The sequence below is a fragment of the Kribbella sp. NPDC003557 genome, assembly GCF_040610805.1.
Classification (GTDB): Bacteria; Actinomycetota; Actinomycetes; order Propionibacteriales; family Kribbellaceae; genus Kribbella.
In genome coordinates this window covers 587,637-604,144 of the sequence record NZ_JBEXMY010000004.1, presented here as the reverse complement: position 1 = coordinate 604,144, position 16,508 = coordinate 587,637, and the positions used below count along the sequence as shown (strand labels likewise).

At 70.3% G+C, this 16,508-nt stretch carries 13 protein-coding genes; 6 read left to right on the top strand and 7 right to left on the bottom strand.

Annotated elements, in window-relative coordinates; genetic code table 11:
- The first annotated feature begins 2 nt into the window (after window positions 1-2).
- Together ABZW60_RS19345 and ABZW60_RS19340 are read left to right on the top strand one after the other, a co-directional pair.
- Window positions 3-755 carry a beta-phosphoglucomutase family hydrolase gene (locus ABZW60_RS19345; protein ID WP_355478578.1) on the top strand — a complete coding sequence of 251 codons (753 nt, stop codon included), beginning with the start codon at window positions 3-5 and terminating at the stop codon, window positions 753-755.
- Window positions 752-3,121, top strand: coding sequence for a glycoside hydrolase family 65 protein (locus ABZW60_RS19340; RefSeq protein WP_355478577.1), 2,370 nt, complete (start codon window positions 752-754; stop codon window positions 3,119-3,121). Before ABZW60_RS19345 ends, ABZW60_RS19340 begins: the two co-directional genes overlap by 4 nt.
- Before the next feature lie 19 nt (window positions 3,122-3,140).
- Here the strand turns inward: ABZW60_RS19340 and ABZW60_RS19335 are convergent, their stop codons facing one another.
- Together ABZW60_RS19335 and ABZW60_RS19330 are read right to left on the bottom strand one after the other, a co-directional pair.
- Window positions 3,141-3,410, bottom strand: coding sequence for a hypothetical protein (locus ABZW60_RS19335; RefSeq protein WP_355478575.1), 270 nt, complete (start codon window positions 3,408-3,410; stop codon window positions 3,141-3,143).
- A 117-nt stretch (window positions 3,411-3,527) separates the two neighbouring features.
- Entirely contained in the window at window positions 3,528-4,331 is an 804-nt protein-coding gene (locus tag ABZW60_RS19330; protein WP_355478573.1) for a hypothetical protein, read from the bottom strand.
- Window positions 4,332-4,493: 162 nt separating this feature from the next.
- Between ABZW60_RS19330 and ABZW60_RS19325 the strand changes: the two genes are divergently transcribed.
- Together ABZW60_RS19325 and ABZW60_RS19320 are read left to right on the top strand one after the other, a co-directional pair.
- Complete coding sequence (locus ABZW60_RS19325; RefSeq protein WP_355478571.1) at window positions 4,494-5,597, top strand: crosslink repair DNA glycosylase YcaQ family protein; 1,104 nt, start codon at window positions 4,494-4,496, stop codon at window positions 5,595-5,597.
- A 31-nt stretch (window positions 5,598-5,628) separates the two neighbouring features.
- Entirely contained in the window at window positions 5,629-7,011 is a 1,383-nt protein-coding gene (locus tag ABZW60_RS19320) for a ricin-type beta-trefoil lectin domain protein (protein WP_355478570.1), read from the top strand.
- Between the two features lie 6 nt (window positions 7,012-7,017).
- Here the strand turns inward: ABZW60_RS19320 and ABZW60_RS19315 are convergent, their stop codons facing one another.
- Complete coding sequence (locus ABZW60_RS19315) at window positions 7,018-7,881, bottom strand: DMT family transporter (protein WP_355478568.1); 864 nt, start codon at window positions 7,879-7,881, stop codon at window positions 7,018-7,020.
- A gap of 81 nt (window positions 7,882-7,962) precedes the next feature.
- On the opposite strand from ABZW60_RS19315, the gene ABZW60_RS19310 reads away from it, so the two are divergent.
- Window positions 7,963-8,850: a LysR family transcriptional regulator gene (locus ABZW60_RS19310; RefSeq protein WP_355478566.1), complete on the top strand. Its 888-nt coding sequence runs from the start codon at window positions 7,963-7,965 to the stop codon at window positions 8,848-8,850.
- A gap of 10 nt (window positions 8,851-8,860) precedes the next feature.
- Here the strand turns inward: ABZW60_RS19310 and ABZW60_RS19305 are convergent, their stop codons facing one another.
- The 3 genes from ABZW60_RS19305 to ABZW60_RS19295 form a co-directional block, all read right to left on the bottom strand.
- On the bottom strand, window positions 8,861-9,052 hold the full coding sequence (locus ABZW60_RS19305) for a DUF1918 domain-containing protein (RefSeq protein WP_355478565.1): 192 nt from the start codon (window positions 9,050-9,052) through the stop codon (window positions 8,861-8,863).
- 86 nt (window positions 9,053-9,138) lie between these two features.
- A complete protein-coding gene (locus ABZW60_RS19300; protein WP_355478564.1) occupies window positions 9,139-10,551 on the bottom strand; it encodes a HAMP domain-containing sensor histidine kinase in 1,413 nt (470 codons plus the stop codon).
- A gap of 14 nt (window positions 10,552-10,565) precedes the next feature.
- Window positions 10,566-11,243: a response regulator transcription factor gene (locus tag ABZW60_RS19295; RefSeq protein WP_355478562.1), complete on the bottom strand. Its 678-nt coding sequence runs from the start codon at window positions 11,241-11,243 to the stop codon at window positions 10,566-10,568.
- Window positions 11,244-11,363: 120 nt separating this feature from the next.
- Between ABZW60_RS19295 and yicI the strand changes: the two genes are divergently transcribed.
- Entirely contained in the window at window positions 11,364-13,607 is a 2,244-nt protein-coding gene (gene yicI / locus ABZW60_RS19290; protein ID WP_355478560.1) for an alpha-xylosidase, read from the top strand.
- On the opposite strand, the gene ABZW60_RS19285 is transcribed toward yicI, so the two are convergent.
- Window positions 13,556-16,429, bottom strand: a complete 2,874-nt coding sequence (locus tag ABZW60_RS19285) for a glycoside hydrolase family 3 C-terminal domain-containing protein (protein WP_355478559.1) — start codon at window positions 16,427-16,429, stop codon at window positions 13,556-13,558. The two genes, yicI and ABZW60_RS19285, sit on opposite strands and share 52 nt — an antisense overlap.
- Between the last annotated feature and the right edge of the window lie 79 nt (window positions 16,430-16,508).

Genomic DNA, 16,508 nt, shown 5'->3' with positions numbered 1-16,508 from the left:
TCATGCTGGGACTACCTACGGGGATCCGGGCCTGCCTGTTCGACCTGGATGGTGTGCTCACCGACACCGCCGCCGTTCATGCTGCCGCGTGGAAAGAGATGTTCGACGAGTTCCTCCGCGACTATGCGGCGCGGCACGGGATCGCGTTCGTGCCCTTCGACGCCCGCGCGGAGTACGACGCGTACGTCGACGGCAAGCCGCGGCCCGACGGCGTCCGGGACTTCCTCGCCGCGCGCGGTATCTCGCTGCCGGAGGGGACCGCCGACGACCCGCCGTCCGCGCCGACGGTCAACGGTCTCGGCAACCGGAAGAACGAGGCGGTCCAGCGACGGATCCGCACCGACGGCGTGGAGGTCTTCGAGGGCTCCCGGAAGTACCTGGAGGCCGCCGAGCAGGCCGGTCTGCGCCGGGCCGTGGTGTCCTCGAGTGCGAACACCCGCCAGGTGCTCGACGTCACCGGCCTGGCGAGGTTTGTCGAGCAGATCGTCGACGGCGTGACGATCCGGACCGAGGGCCTGAAGGGCAAGCCGGCGCCGGACACGTTCCTCGCCGCGGCCAAGGGGTTCGGCGTCGACCCGTCCGAGGCGGCGGTCTTCGAGGACGCGCTGGCGGGTGTGTCCGCCGGCCGTGCGGGTCACTTCGGGCAGGTGATCGGAGTGGACCGGGTCGGTCAGGCGGCCGACCTCAAGTCGCACGGCGCCGACGTCGTGGTCCGTGACCTGGCCGAGCTGCTGCAGCCGGAGGTGGGCGAATGATCGACCGGGGCCACCACCCGATCGAGCCGTGGCGGCTGCGCGAGACGCGGCTCGCGCTCGACAAGCTGGCGCAGGCGGAGTCCCTGTTCGCCCTGTCGAACGGTCACATCGGCCTGCGCGGCAACCTCGACGAAGGCGAGCCGTACGCGATTCCCGGTACGTACCTGAACTCGTTCTACGAGCAGCGCCCGCTGCCGTACGCCGAGGCCGGCTACGGCTATCCCGAGTCCGGGCAGACCCTGGTCGACGTCACCAACGGCAAGCTGATCCGGCTGCTCGTCGACGACTCGCCGTTCGACATCCGCTACGGCTACCTGTCCAAACACGAGCGCTCGTTGGACTTCCGCACCGGCATCCTCGAGCGGGACGTGGACTGGACCTCGCCGGGCGGCAAGCGGATCAAGGTCCGCAGCCGCCGGCTCGTGTCGCTCACCCAGCGTGCGGTGGCCGCGATCGAGTACGTCGTCGAGCCCGTCGACCAGCCCGCCCGGTTCGTCATCCAGTCCGAACTGGTGGCGAACGAGGCGCAGCCGAAGCTGTCCGACGACCCGCGCGTGGCCGCCGTCCTGGACAACCCGCTGAAACCGGTCAGCCACGACGGCGGTGAGCACGGCACGGTGCTGATCCACCGCACGACACGCAGCCAGCAGTTGATGGCCGCGGCGATGTCGCACGAGGTCGACACCTCGGTCCGGTATGCGATGGACCAGGACGTCCGCGAGGACTGGGCGCGGACCACGGTGATCTGCCAGCTGCAGCCGGGCGAGAGCCTGCGCGTCGTGAAATACCTGGCCTACGGCTGGTCCAGCCTGCGGTCCGAGACCGCGATCCGGGACCAGGTCGCGGCCGCGCTCGCGAGCGCCCGGTTCTCCGGCTGGGACGGGCTGACCAGGCAGCAGGCCGAGTTCCTGGACGACTTCTGGGACGGCGCCGACGTCGAGGTGCAAGGGCACCCGGAGTTGCAGCAGGCGGTCCGGTTCGCGCTGTTCCACATCCTGCAGGCCGGGGCGCGCGCCGAGCGGCGGGCGATCCCGTCGAAGGGACTGACCGGCGCAGGGTACGACGGGCACACGTTCTGGGACACCGAAGGCTTCGTGCTGCCGGTGCTGACCTACACGATGCCGGACTCCGCCGCGGACGCGCTGCGCTGGCGCCATTCCACCCTGGAGATGGCCAAGCAACGCGCCGCGGAGCTCGGCTTCCGCGGGGCCGCGTTCCCGTGGCGGACGATCCGCGGCCAGGAGTGCTCCGGCTACTGGCCGGCCGGGACGGCGGCGTTCCACATCAACGCCGACATCGCCGAGGCCGTCATGCGGTACCACCGGGCGACCGGCGACGACGACTTCCTCGACGAGGTCGGGCTCGAGCTGCTGGTCGAGACCGCCCGGCTGTGGATGTCGCTCGGCCACCACGACCGCGAAGGCCGCTGGCACCTGCCCGGCGTGACCGGCCCGGACGAGTACAGCGCAGTTGCCGACGACAACGTTTTCACCAATCTGATGGCGGCGCGCAACCTGCGGTCCGCGGCCGAGATCGCGGCCAGGCTCCCGGTCAAGGCCCGCGAGTTCGGTGTCGACAGCGAGGAGGAGGCGAGCTGGCGGGACGCCGCGGCCGCCGTCTACATCCCGTACGACGCGGATCTCGGTGTCCACCCGCAGTCCGAAGGCTTCACCGGGTACGCCGTCTGGGACTTCGAGGCCTACAAGGACAGGTATCCGCTGCTGCTGCACGCGCCGTACTTCCAGCTGTATCGCACCCAGGTCGTCAAACAGGCCGATCTGATGCTGGCGACGTACTGGTGCGGCGACGCGTTCACCCCCGAGGAGAAGGCGCGGAACTTCGACTACTACGAGCGGCTCACCGTCCGGGACTCGTCGTTGTCGGCCTGCGTGCAGGCGGTGATGGCCGCCGAGGTCGGGCATCTGGACCTGGCCTACGACTATGCGTACGAGGCCGCCCTGATCGACATGCGCAACCTGCACCACAACACCGGCGACGGCCTGCACATGGCCTCGCTCGGCGGCGCCTGGAGTGCGCTGGTGGCCGGGTTCGGCGGATTGCGTGAGCGGGACGGCTGCCTGTGCTTCGATCCGGCGCTGCCGGTCGGACTGGCCGGGCTGAGCTTCGCCGTCCGCTGGCGCGGGATCCGGCTCCGGGTGGAGATCGACCCGCTGTCGGTGAAGTACTCGGTGCACGACGGGCCGGACGCGTCGATGACGTTGCGGCACGCCGGTGAGCTCATCACGGTCACCGCGAAGCAGCCGGTGATCCGGACCTTGGAGAAGCGCCGGCCGTTGCTGCCCCGGCCGCCACAGCCGCCGGGCCGCGAGCCGCGGCCGGCGATGGCGATCAACGAGGAGGTGTAGGACCGGCGCTCCGGGCGGGTCAGTTCTTCAGGGCGCGGTTGTGGTGGCGGGCCGACAGCGTCTCGGCGGTGCCGACCAGCATCACCGAGGAGATCACCGCCACGATGAAGCCGAGAATGTTCAGCTCGAAGATGCCGCCGGTGCCGAGAATGCTCGCGATGGTCCCGCCGATCACCGAACCGGCCAGTCCGAGCAGCAGCGTGGCGAGCAGGCCGAGCTTCTGCTTGCCGGGCGTGAAGAGCCGGGCCAGCGCTCCGATGACGAGTCCGGCGATGATGAAGCCGATCATGGCTGATGTCCTCCGAGAGTCGAACGGTAGGACTCCAGTCTGCGGCCGTGACGAGCCGCGCGGCAGGGGAGTTCTCCCTGATCGAACCCGGACCCGACCCTGGCCGGGCTGGGCGGTTCAGGGACGCGTCGTGACGCTGTACAGCCTGCTGTTCGCGAGCAGCCGGGGAGCGCCGCCGAGCTGTCCGATCACCCTTGCCTCGAGTTGCTCGGTCGCCTCCATGTCGCCGCGCAGCAAAGCCTTGTAGCCGGCCCGGCAGCCGGGATTCGGACTCAGGATCTCGACGTACAGCTCGATGTCCGACATCTCCGGGTGGATCTTGAGCGCGTTCAGGGTGCTCTTCGCGCACCGAACGAGGGCTGATTGGGCCCGGGCCGCGCTGGTGCTGGTGAGCAGCTCGTCGGCGAGTGCTTTGGTGACGAAGTACTCGGCGCTGGACGGCCGGTCCTGGAGGTAGCGGATGGCCGCGGACTCCTTGACGTCGTCGGTCAGCGCACAGAGCGCCCACCTGGGCGGCAGCGTGACGACCTGCGTCTGCGGGACGTACTGCGGGATGTCCGCGACCTTCGCCCCGCTGTTGTTGACGGCGATCAGGGCGACGCGCGAGGCCGCGTCCTTCGGATTCGCGTACGGCGCCGCGGCCAGCCGGGTGCTGAAGCTGGTGTCCGGGATGACCACGACCGACAGGCTGCCGGTGTTCTTCAGCAGCAGCGACGTGCGGCTCGGATCGGTGCTGACGGTCAGCTGCACGCCGTCGGCCCCAGCCTCGGTCGGGAGCATCTCGGTCGACCGCGCACAGTCCGTCGCCGGTTTGAGCGCCCCCTGCGTCGGCGGCAGCACGATCGACGGAGTCGGCACCCCCTCGGTCGGCGCGGTCGTACCGCCGGCGTCCGAACACCCGGCGACCACCAGCAACGACATCAGCGCCACCGACACAACACAGGGCGTGAGTGCCCGATCACGTAACGACACGATGACCCCCTGAAACTCCGAGCACCAGGTCCCCACCCGCTCGGCTACTCCTCAGATCTCCTTCCACCATACTGTCCGCAGAGTGTCCGTGACGTGACTTAGCCTCAGTTCGTGACCGTTCACCAGCTGTCGAAGCGCGACGCCCGGCGGCTGGCCGTGCGCGCGCAGCTCCTGACCAGGCAGCGACCGGCCGACCTGTTCGAGGTCGTGCGCGGCCTGACCGTGGTGCAGCTCGACCAGACCGCCTACGTCGCGCCGAACGCGGACCTGGTGGCCTGGAGTCGTCTCGGGTCGGCGTACGACCCGACCGAGCTGGCCGACGCGCTGGCATCGCTGGAGTTGGTCGAGTTCCGCGGGTTCGCGCGGTTGCCGGAGACGCTGGCGCTGTTCCGGGCCGAGATGGCGGCCTGGCCGAGCGACGGAGAGCCGCTCGACTGGCAGCAGTACCGGCAGGACTGGGTCCGGGCCAACGAGGGCTGCCGGGTCGACATCCTCGAGCGGCTGCGCCAGGACGGCCCGCTGGTGATGCGTGAGCTGCCGGACACCTGCGTGCGGCCGTGGAGGTCGAGCGGGTGGACCAACAACCGCAACGTGTCGCAGCTGCTGGAGTTCATGGTGCAGCGCGGCGAGGTGGCGATCGCCGGCCGGGACGGCCGGGACCGCCTGTGGGACCTGGCCTCGCGGGTCTACCCGGACGATCCGGTCGTGCCGATCGAGGACGCCGTCCGGATCCGGCACGAGCAGCGGCTGCGGTCGATGGGCCTGCTCCGCTCGAAAGGACCGGCGTGTCCGGGCGAGCCGCTCGACGCCGGCCACGTGGGAGAGCCGGCCGTGGTGGACGGCGTCCGCGGCGAGTGGCGCGTCGACCCCGAGCTGCTCGACGGCTCGTTCACCGGGCGGACGGCGATCCTGTCACCGCTGGACCGGTTGGTGTACGACCGGAAGCGGCTGCTGGAGATCTTCGATTTCGACTACCAGCTGGAGATGTACAAACCGGTCGCGAAGCGCCGCTGGGGGTACTTCGCGCTGCCGATCCTGCACAACGACCGGCTGGTCGGGAAGCTCGACGCGGCGGCCGACCGGAAGGCCGGGGTGTTCCGCGTCGACGCGATCCACGAGGACGAGCCGTTCTCGAAGACCCTGACCGCCGCGGTGCACCGGGAGATCCGCGACCTGGCGAAGTGGCTGCGGCTGGAACTCGTGCCGAGCTCTTGACGACCAGCTCTGTTTACGTAAACATCGCGGCGTGAGATCAACCGTCCGCAGTCTCCTCGCCGTCCTGCTGTGCTGTTTCACGCTCGCCGCCGCGGTTCCCGGAACCGCCGCCGCGAGCCCGCCGGGAACGAACGAGTTCCGCGGCGTCAACTGGGCCGACCCGCGCGACAACTACGCCGACGACGAGGTCGTCCCGTCCGGCCTCAGCACGGCCGACGACTACGCGACGACGTACCGCAAGGCCCTCGGGATCGTGGGGGAGTTCCGCAAGGAGCTGAAGGCGAACACGATCCGGCTGCCGATCAACCCGTCGAGTGTGGGCACCGACTGGTGGCGTGCCTACCGCGGGGCGATCGACGCCTCGGTGGCGAGTGGGTTCAAGGTGATCCTGAGCTACTGGGAGGCCGACAACGCCAAGGACGGTCGGGTCGACGACCCGGCGGCGTACCAGGCGATGTGGGACACGGTGGTGAAGGCGTACGGGAAGAACCCGCGCGTGTACTTCGAGCCGATGAACGAGCCGTTCGGCTACTCGCTGACCGAGTGGGTGTCGCTGACGTCGTCGTGGATCGCGCGGCACAGCGACGTTCCGCGCGGGCGGATCGTCATCTCCGGGACCGGCTACAACGACAACGTGACCGGCGTCGGCGCGGCGCCCGAGCTGAACGGAACGCTGCTGTCGCTGCACTTCTACGGCTTCTGGGCCTCCGACACGACCGAGGCCGCCTGGCTGGCGAACCTGCGGCCGCGGATCGGCTCGTACGGCTGGCGGACGATCATCGACGAGGCCGGCTCGCCGATGACGATCGGCCTGAACTACGGCAACCACGAGGGCAACGTCTACACGTCGTACCTCGCCGCGCTGACGCAGGTCGCCCGTGAGCAGCAGATGGGCATCGTCTACTGGCCGGGGCTGCGGACCGGAGACTCGTACTCGATGACGACGCAGGTCGGGCCGTCCGATCTCCAGGTCAACAGCATCAGCGGCCGCGACCAGCTGTGGTGGGGCTGGGGTCTGCTCAAGAGCGAGCCGACGAACTCCGAGCCGCCGGCGCCCCCGGGTGAGCCCCTGCGCGGTGTTGCCAGCAACCGCTGCGTCGACGTGCCGGGCTTCTCGACCAGTCCCGGAACAGCGCTCGACCTATGGGACTGCAACAACGGCGGGAACCAGTCGTGGAACCTTACCGCCGAGAACCAGCTGACGGTCTACGCCGACAAGTGCATGACCGCCGGCACCTCGACCGTGACCATCGAGAACTGCACCGGCGGCGCCAACCAGGTCTGGCACCTGAACGCCGACCAGACCGTCACGTCGGCGGCAGGCTGCCTGACAGCCAATGGCACCGGGAACGGCGCGGCGGTAGTCGTTGCCGCCTGCAACGGTTCGGCCGACCAGAAGTGGACCCGCAGCTGATCGCGGCTAGCTGACCGGCACCGGCTGGGGCCGTGACTCGCGGTTGGTCCGTTCGATGGATTGGCCCCAGGTGGTGCCGGTGAGCATCAGCGCGGCGCCGAGGAGCGCCGCGGCGGTGAGGTGCTCGTTGCCGAGGCCGATGCCGATGGCGACCGCCCAGATCGGTTCGGTGCCGAGCAGCAGACTGGCGCGGCTGGCCGAGGTGCGCTGGATCGCCCAGGTCTGGGCCAGGAAGGCGAAAACGCTGCAGAACAAGGCGAGATAGACCATCTGGAGCCAGGTGCCGAGACCCGCGTGGGTGGGCAGGTGCGGTAGCGCCGGGACGGCGAACAGCGCCGTGCCGACGAGGGTCTGGACCGTCGTCAGCTGCACCGGACGCAGGCCGGCGGACAGCCGGCCGACGAGCGCGACATGGCCGGCGCGGACGACGGCGGCGGCGAGCATCAGCAGATCGCCGACCCCTGGGGCGTGCAGGCCGTCGGCGGACATCAGCAGCCCGACGGCGACCACGCAGATCCCGGCCGCGAGGTAGAAGCGCGGCGGGAGGCCGCGGCGGTCGAACAGCGGCGTGAGCACGAGCGTCAGGCTGATGATCAGCCCGGCGTTCGCAGCGCTGGTGTGCGTGACGCCGTACGTCTCCAGTAGCAGGACCGCTGCCTGCGTGAGGCCGAGGACGAGCCCCGCCTTCAGTTCCCGCCGGTTGATGCCGCGGGCGAGCGGTACCAGGGCGAGCGCGGAGATCCCGTACCGCAGGAAGAGCACGGTCAGCACCGGCGCGCTGCCGGTCGCGGTCTTGGCCGCGAGATAGCTCGAGCCCCAGACGACGGCGACGAGCAGCAGGACGAGATCGGTACGGCGGGATCCGGGCACGGGATCAACGGTGCGGCGTGCGGACGTTGAAGCCAAGTACCAAAGTCTTCAGCGACGATGTAGCACAGCTACAGTGAAGAAATGGACGAACGGCAGCTCCGCGTGCTCCGCGAAGTCGGTGAGTTGGGCAGTGTCACCGCGGCGGCCGAGGCCCTGCTCGTGACACCGTCGGCGATCTCGCAGCAGCTCCGGCTGCTGCAGCGGTCGATCCCCGTGCCGTTGACCGAACGCGACGGCCGCCGGGTCGTGCTGACCGCCGCGGGACGGGCGCTGGCGGGTGCCGCGGCGGATGTCGAGGCGGCGCTGGCGCGGGCGCGGCAGGCCGTGGACGAGTTCGTCGACCAGCCCGACGGGGTGGTGTCCGTCGCGGCCTTCCACAGCGCGGCCGCGGCGTTCTTCCCGCGGCTGCTCCGGGCCGGCACGGCGCCGCGGCTCAGCCTGCACGACGAGGACGTGCCGCAGGACGAGTTCCCGGCGCTCACCCGGGAGTACGACCTGGTCCTGGCGCACCGCCTCGACCACGCCGCCCCCTGGCCGCTGACGGTCGCGGTCACACCGCTGCTGCACGAGCCGCTCGACGTCGCCCTGCCGGTCGATCATCCGCTCGCGGCCAAGCGGTCACTCACGCCGCGCGACGTCGCGCACGAACCGTGGATCACGGTCCACGACGGCTTCCCGCTGATGGCGACGATCGAGGCGATCGGAGCGGCCGCGAACCACCGCCTCGAATTGGTGCATCGCGTCAACGAGTTCACGGTCGTCGCCGAACTCGTGGCGGCCGGGGCCGGCCTGGCCCTGATGCCGCGCTGGACCGCCCGACCTCATCCGGCGGTGGCGCTCCGTCCGCTGCGCGACGTCCACACCCGCCGCCACATCGACGCGCTCTACCGTCCCGAACGCGCCGCGCGGCAGGCAGTCCGCACAGTCCTCACCGAGCTCCGGCACGCCACCGCGGCCGTCCGCGACTGATCCGGATCAGCTACCGCTCGACATGCACGATGTGCGCGTCCGGACCCGGGAAGAACAGGGACTCGGAGTCGGTGTCGGTCCAGTGCACGAGGTACGGCGGTGCGCCGTTCGGATCGTGCACCTCGACGATCTGCCCTTCACGCCGGTGCGCCATCAGGTGGCTGCTCTCCACCACGACCTGGTCGCCTGCTGCAGCTTTCACCACACCCACCTCCTTCACCTTCCAGCTTGGGCCAGGTCCCGGTGGATGTCGATGCCGCGCAAGCGCCGGTGGTTCTCGGTGCGTGGTCAGTTCGGCAGGGTGACGGTCGCCGTCGTACCGCCGGTGCTCGAGGAGCTGAGCGTGATGGTGCCGTGGTGCGCGCGGGTGATCTCCCGGGCGATCGACAGCCCGAGCCCGGAACCCCCGCTCGCGCGGGACCGGCTGGTGTCCAGGCGGACGAAGCGTTCGAAGACCCGCTGCCGGTCCTGCTCGGGAATCCCGTCGCCGTCGTCGGACACCGTGACGACCGCTGACCCGTTCTCCTCCGCGGTGGTCAGGCGGACCGTGGTGTGCGCCGCGCGGGCCGCGTTGTCGACGAGGTTCCGCAGCACCTGACCGAGCCGCGCCGGATCGCCGACGACCCGGACCGGATGCACGTCACCGGTGACCGTCAGCTCGGGCGCCGAGCTTCGCAGCCGCTGGATCTCGGCGGCGACGAGGTCGTCGAGATCCACGTCGACCTGGCGCATCCGCAACCCGGTGTCGTCGGCCTTCGCGAGCAGCAGCAGGTCCTCGACCAGTTGCCGCATCCGGTCGGTCTCGGTCTCCATCACCTGTCGCAGGTCGTGCCACGCCTGCCCGGTGGTGTCGGCCTCGATGACCTCCAGCGCCGCGGTCAGCGTGGCCAGCGGCGACCGGAGCTCGTGGCTCGCGTCCGCGACGAACGCCCGCTGGGTCGCATGCCCGGTCTCCAGCCGGTCGAGCATCTCGTTCATCGTCACCGCGAGCCGCGCGATCTCGTCCCGGGTCCGCGGCACCGGGACCCGCTCGGTCAGGTCCCGCGTCCCGATCCGCTGCACCCGGGCCCGGATCCGCTCCACCGGCCGCAGCGCCTGGCCGACCATCAGCCACCCGGCCACGCCGACCACGATCAGCAGCGCCGGGAACCCGATCGCGAGGTACTTGGCCACGGTCGCGACGGTCTGCCGCTGGGTCTCCACCGACGAGGCGACGACCACCGTGTACGTCGTCACGCCGTACGCCGCTCCCTGCGCGACGATCACGAACGAGTGGTCGTCGTCGATGAGCGGCATCTCGCCGACCTGGGCCCGCAGCAGCGCACCCGCCGGGGGCCGGAGATCGGTGAGCGGGGTGGACCCGACCCGGGTCGACGACGCGGCGACGACCCGTCCGGACGGGTCGAGCACCTGGATCAGCTGACCGCCGCGCGTGGACTCGGCCAGGTCGCGCGCGAGTCCCGCCGTACCGTCCGCGGTGACCTGTTGGGCCACCTCGCCGACCCGGGCCTCGGCGGCGTCGGAGACCTCGGTGATCAGCGCCCGCTGCAGGAGCAGCAGCAGGGCGGCCGCGCCCAGCATCATCGCGACCGCCACGACGATCACCGCGGCCGCCGTCGAGCGGCTCCGGACACTGGCCTGCCGCAGACCGCCGGCGGTCCGGTACCACCCGTCGACGCGCCGTCGCACCACCGTGCTCACGCCCCCAGTTTCGCTCAGCCGCCTTCGGGGTTCAGTCGGTAGCCCATCCCGCGGATGGTCTCGATGGCGTGCCGGGCGTACGGGGTGTCGATCTTCTTGCGCAGGTAGCGGACGTAGACCTCGACGACGTTCGGGTCGCCGTCGAAGGCGGGATCCCAGACCCCGGCCAGGATCTCGGTCTTGCTGACCGTGTCGCCGCGGTGCCGCATCAGGAACTCGAGCAGCCCGTACTCGCGGGGTGTCAGCGTGATCTCGCGTCCGTTGCGCTCGACCCGCCGCCGGGTCAGGTCGAGGGTCAGGTCCCCGGCCGTCAGCACCACCGGGCGCTCCGGTCCGCCGCGCCGGATCAGCGCCCGCAACCGGGCGACCAGGACGAGGAAGCTGAACGGCTTGGTCAGGTAGTCGTCCGCGCCGAGATCGAACGCGTCGGTCTGGTCGTACTCGCCGTCCTTCGCGGTCAGCATCAGCACCGGCGTCCAGACGCCGCGGGCCCGGAGCAGCTCGAGCACGCGGTACCCGTTCAGCTTCGGCAGCATGATGTCCAGCACGATCACGTCGTAGTTGTGCTCGGTCGCGGCCCACACCGCGTTCTCGCCGTCGTGCACCAGCTCCACGACGAACCCGGCATCGGTCAGTCCCCGGTGCACCGTGTCGGCCAGCCGCAGTTCGTCCTCGACCATCAGCACTCGCATCCTCCCAGTCTCACCGCAGGGCGCTGAGAATCCGCTGAGAGGTCCGCAACTTGACGCCGTGAAGTTGTCGTCCCTACGGTTGTCGAAGCGCTTCGACAACCCTGAGAGAGGCTGGCCGGCATGAAGTTCACCGACGGGTACTGGCAGCTCCGGGCGGGACTGACCCGGCTCCGGCCGGCCGAGGTCGAGAGCGTGGTGCCGGGGGAGCGGGACCTGACCGTGTTCGCGCCGGCGAAGCGGATCGAGCGGCGCGGGGACACGCTCAACCAGCCGATGTTCACGATGACGTTCTCGTCCCCGGCCCGCGGCGTGATCGGCGTCCGGATCGCGCACCACCTCGGCGGCCTGCCCGCGCACCCGTCGTACCGGCTGAACACCGACGACGAGCATCCGGTGAAGGTCGAGGTCGGCGCCGCCGAGGCGCGGCTGACGTCCGGCGAGCTGAGTGTGGTGATCGCGCTCGACGGGCCGTGGGACGTGCGCTTCGAGCAGGACGGCAAGGAGCTGACGAACTCGGGAGCGCGCAGCGTCGGCCTGATCACCGACGCCGACGGGAAGCAGTACGTGCACGAACAGCTGGCGCTCGGCGTCGGCGAGACGATCTACGGGCTCGGCGAGCGGTTCGGCGCGTTCGTGAAGAACGGCCAGGTCGTCGACAGCTGGAACGCCGACGGCGGCACGTCGAGCGAGCAGGCGTACAAGAACGTCCCGTTCTACCTGAGCAGCAAGGGGTACGGCGTCCTCGTGGACAGCCCTGCCCACGTGTCGTTCGAGGTCGGCTCCGAGGTCACGTCCCGCAACCAGTTCAGCGTCGAAGGCCAGGAGTTGGCGTACTACGTGTTCGCCGGCCCGGCGCCGAAGGACGTGCTGCGCCGCTACACCGCCCTCACCGGACGGCCCGCCCGGGTGCCCGCGTGGTCGATGGGGCTGTGGTTGTCGACGTCGTTCACGACGGACTACACCGAGGAGACGACGAGCGCGTTCATCGACGGGATGGCGTCGCGGGACCTGCCGTTGAGCGTTCTGCACTTCGACTGTTTCTGGATGCGGCAGTTCCACTGGTGCGACTTCGTCTGGGACCCGGTCGCGTTCCCGGACCCGGCCGGGATGGTGCGCCGGCTGAAGGACCGCGGGCTGCGGGTCAGCCTGTGGATCAACCCGTACATCGCGCAGCGCTCGGTGCTGTTCGAGGAGGGCCGCCGGCTCGGGTACCTGCTGAGGCGCCCGGACGGCTCGGTCTGGCAGTGGGACCTGTGGCAGGCCGGGATGGCGATCGTCGACTTCACCAACCCGGACGCGACGGCCTGGTTCCGCGCGAAGCTGCAGGCGCTGATCGACATCGGCGTCGACTGCTTCAAGACCGACTTCGGCGAGCGGATCCCGACCGACGTCGTCTGGTTCGACCGGTCCGACCCGGAGCGGATGCACAACTACTATCCCCAGCTCTACAACGCGGCCGTGTTCGGGCTGCTGGAGGAGAACCGCGGGGCGGGGGAGGCTGTGCTGTTCGCCCGGTCGGCGACGGCCGGCGGTCAGCAGTTCCCGGTGCACTGGGGCGGCGACTGCGAGTCGACGTTCGAGGCGATGGCCGAGTCGCTGCGCGGCGGGTTGTCGCTGGCGGCCTCCGGCTTCGGCTACTGGAGTCACGACATCGGCGGGTTCGAGGGCACGCCCGATCCCGCGATCTTCAAGCGGTGGGTGGCGTTCGGGCTGCTGTCGTCGCATTCCCGGTTGCACGGCTCGTCGTCGTACCGGGTGCCGTGGGCGTTCGACGAGGAGGCGGTCGACGTGCTGCGGAAGTTCACCAGGCTGAAGCTGTCGCTGATGCCGTACCTGGCCGCGGCCGCCGAGGAGGCACATCGGGACGGGGTGCCGATGATGCGGCCGATGGCGCTCGAGTTCCCGGACGATCCGGCGGTCGCGTACCTGGACCGGCAGTACCTGCTCGGTCCGGATCTGCTGGTCGCGCCGGTGATGAGCTTCGACGGCGAGGTCTCGTTCTACCTGCCGCGCGGGCGCTGGACGTCGCTGCTGACCGGTGAGGTGCTGACCGGCCCGGCGTGGGTGCGGCAGACGCACGGCTTCGACACGCTGCCGCTGTTCGTTCGCGAGGGAGCGGTGATCCCGGTCGGTGCGGTTGACGACCGGCCTGAGTACGACTGGGCGGACGGCGTCGACTTGCGCTGGTTCGAGCCGTCCGACGGCCAGGTCACCACCGTGACCGTCCCGTCCGCGACCGGCGAGGTCGTCATCGAGCTGACGTTCCGCGCCGGCCAGGTCGAGTCCCGCGTCCTCTCAGGCACCTGCGAGCGCTACACAGTCAAGCTCTCCAGCATGACCCCAGCCGCCGAGAAGACGGCGTAGAGCGTGTGCGGCGGCTCGACAGTACGTATACGGCCACTTCCCACCGGCTGAGCCGGATCTGAGGCGTGCGCCGGCGAGCCCTCGCCGGCAGTGGGCCTATACGTACTGTCGAGCTGCAACTCGCCGTCGAGCGAGATCAGGCTGTTGGTCGGGGGCACCTGGAGGGTGCCGAGCAGGTGCCCGTGGAGGGGGTCGTCCAGGCGGAAGTCGATGGTCGCGGGGTCGGCGCCACGGTTGGCGACGCGGGCCACGTAGCTTGTCGGGTCGACCTGCACGTCGTCGAATGCGAGCCAGGCTCGGGGTTCCAGTGCGAGGGCGGCGTCGCCGTGGTCGCGGGTTGCGGTTGTCAGGGTGATGCCGCAGTAGTCGTCGAAGCTGGTGGCGGCGAGCCGGGTGAGGGTTCGCGGCGGGATCCGTTCGCCGCGCACGTCGAGGGTCGTGGTGAGGCGCAGGTCGGTGCTGGAGCGGCCGACCATGATGCTGTGTCGCGCGGTCTCGACACAGCGCCGGTCCCGGGTCACATCCCAGAAGCCGAGGTCGGCCGCGGCGACGGTCAGTTCGATCTCGGTGGTCTCGCCGGGGTCCAGCGAGACCCGCCGGAAGCCGCGCAGTTGCCGCAGCGGCTGCTTGACCCGTGAGCGCTGCTGGCGTGTGTACAGCTGGGCGATCTCGGTTCCGGCGCGATCGCCGGTGTTGGTGACGGAGAACGTGACCCGGACGTCGCCATCCGCTGCGATCGAGGGTGCGCTCAGCCGCAGGCCGCCGTACGCGAAGGTCGCGTAGCTGAGGCCGTGGCCGAACGGGTAGAGCGGTGTGCCGCGGAAGTACAGGTACGTCGCGTCCGTGGCGATGATGTCGTAGTCGAGCAGGTCGGGCAGGTCGGCGGCGGAGTGGTACCACGTCTGCGTCAGCCGGCCCGCCGGGTCGTGGTCGCCGAACAGGACGTCGGCCAGCGCACGGCCGTACTCCTGCCCGCCGTGCGCGGACCACAGGATCGCCGGAACGTGCTGCTGGGCCCAGCCGATCGCATACGGGTAGCTGCTGCTGAGGACCAGCACCGTCCGCGGATTCGCCGCGTGCACCCGCCGGACGAGCCGGTCCTGTGCCGGCGGGAGATCCAGCGTCACACGGTCCTCGGTCTCGCGGCCGTTCACCAGCGGGTGGTTGCCAGCGACAACGATCGTGACGTCGGCCCGGGCTGCGAGCTCGGCGGCCGTCGCCGCGCCGTCGACGACCACGTCGAGCTCGAACGTCGTACCCTGCTCAGCCAGCCCGACTGCGCCGTCCGCGTCGACCTGGAGGTACCGGCCGCTGTGCAGATGCTGGATCAGGAGACTGCCCGACGACTGCACGAGACGGAAGGTCTGCTTGACCTCCCAGCCGTTCGGACCTGGCTGGTCAGCGACCAGCTCACCCTCGTCCGTGGCGGTCAGATGCCGGCCGTTCCGCACCGAGCGCAGAGCCCACGCCTCTCCACCCCAGTCGAACAGATCGAACTCACCCGGCTCGGTGCCGGCCCGCAGCACCGCGTCGGCGCCGACAGTCAGGTACGACGACGAGCCCGCGATCCGCAGCGTGATCCGGTCGACGCCCTCGCAGTACTCAACACGCTCGGTGCCCAGTCGCTCGATCAACCCGTCCAGCGCGGTCACCTGGTACGGCAGCGTGCCGGCGTACCAGTCCTCCGAGAGCGTGCCGGCCAGCGGTCCGACAACGGCGACGCGAGTCGTCGGAGCGAGCGGAAGGACCTGGCACTCGTGTTTGAGCAGCACGATCGCCTGGCGGGCCGCGTCCTGGGCGAGCCGGCGGTGCGCCGGGCAGTTGACCAGCTCGGGTTCGAGGGCGCGGTACGGGTCGAGCTCGGGCGGGTCGAACTCGCCCAGCCGGAAGCGGATCGCCAGCACTCGCCGTACGGCGGCGTCGAGGTCGGCGGTCGTGACGAGCCCGCGGTCGAGGGCCGTCGTCAGCCGCTCGATGGTCGGGGCGGTGTCGGTCCCGTCCTGGGTGAAGCTGTCCACGCCGGCTCTCAGTGCGGCGGCGTACGCGGTCGGTCCGTCGGGCAGGTACTGCTGCAGGCCGGACAGGTTCGCCGGTGCGTAGGCATCACTCACCACCAGGAGTTCGTCGGCCGTCCACGTCCGGAGGACGTCGTTGATCAGCGGGCTGAGGTGGGCGGGCCGTCCGTTCACCAGGTTGTACGACGGCATCACCGCGACGGCCGCACCCGCGGCGATCGGCGCCCGGAAGGCCGGCAGCTCGTAGTCGTGCAGGACCCGCGGCGGCAGGTTGCTCGACGTCGTGCAGCGGTCCGTCTCGTTGTTGTAGGCAAGGAAGTGCTTCAGCGTCGGAGCGGTCTTGAGGTACGTCGGGTCGTCGCCGGCCAGCCCGTGCCCGTACGCGGTGGCGATGACGCCGGTCAGCCAGGGATCCTCGGCGTACCCCTCCTCGTTACGGCCCCAGCGCGGGTCGCGGAGCGGGTTGACCACCGGCGCCCAGACGTTGAGGCCGACATCGGCCGGATCCTTGCGATGGAACACGCGGACCTCGTCCCCGACGGCCGCACCGACCGCCCGCACGAGCTCGGGGCTCCAGCTGCTGGCCAGGCCGATCGCCTGCGGGAACACCGTCGCCGGACCGTGCCAGGCGACGCCGTGCAGCGCCTCGGTGCCGGTCCGGAACGCCTGCAGGCCGAGCCGGGGGACCGGTGGCTGGTACTGGTGCAGGAACGCGATCTTCTCGGCCGGGGTGAGCCGGGCGAGCAGGTCGTCGATCCGCTCACCGGCCGGCCGGGCAGGGTCGCGGAACGGGGCAGGAGTACTCATCGGCGGTCGACTCCACGGTCTGGTGTCGAAGCGCTTCGATCGATGGGTGGTGGAAGATGATCGAAGCGCTTCGACAGAT

What these genes read in the sequence shown, in the direction of transcription:
- ABZW60_RS19345 (WP_355478578.1), top strand. Translation starts at nt 3, where the DNA reads ATGCTGGGACTACCTACGGGGATCCGGGCCTGCCTGTTCGACCTGGAT.
- ABZW60_RS19340 (WP_355478577.1), top strand. Translation starts at nt 752, where the DNA reads ATGATCGACCGGGGCCACCACCCGATCGAGCCGTGGCGGCTGCGCGAG.
- ABZW60_RS19335 (WP_355478575.1), bottom strand. Translation starts at nt 3,410, where the DNA reads ATGATCGGCTTCATCATCGCCGGACTCGTCATCGGAGCGCTGGCCCGG.
- ABZW60_RS19330 (WP_355478573.1), bottom strand. Translation starts at nt 4,331, where the DNA reads ATGTCGTTGCTGGTGGTCGCCGGGTGTTCGGACGCCGGCGGTACGACC.
- ABZW60_RS19310 (WP_355478566.1), top strand. Translation starts at nt 7,963, where the DNA reads ATGGACGAACGGCAGCTCCGCGTGCTCCGCGAAGTCGGTGAGTTGGGC.
- ABZW60_RS19295 (WP_355478562.1), bottom strand. Translation starts at nt 11,243, where the DNA reads ATGCGAGTGCTGATGGTCGAGGACGAACTGCGGCTGGCCGACACGGTG.
- yicI (WP_355478560.1), top strand. Translation starts at nt 11,364, where the DNA reads ATGAAGTTCACCGACGGGTACTGGCAGCTCCGGGCGGGACTGACCCGG.
- ABZW60_RS19285 (WP_355478559.1), bottom strand. Translation starts at nt 16,429, where the DNA reads ATGAGTACTCCTGCCCCGTTCCGCGACCCTGCCCGGCCGGCCGGTGAG.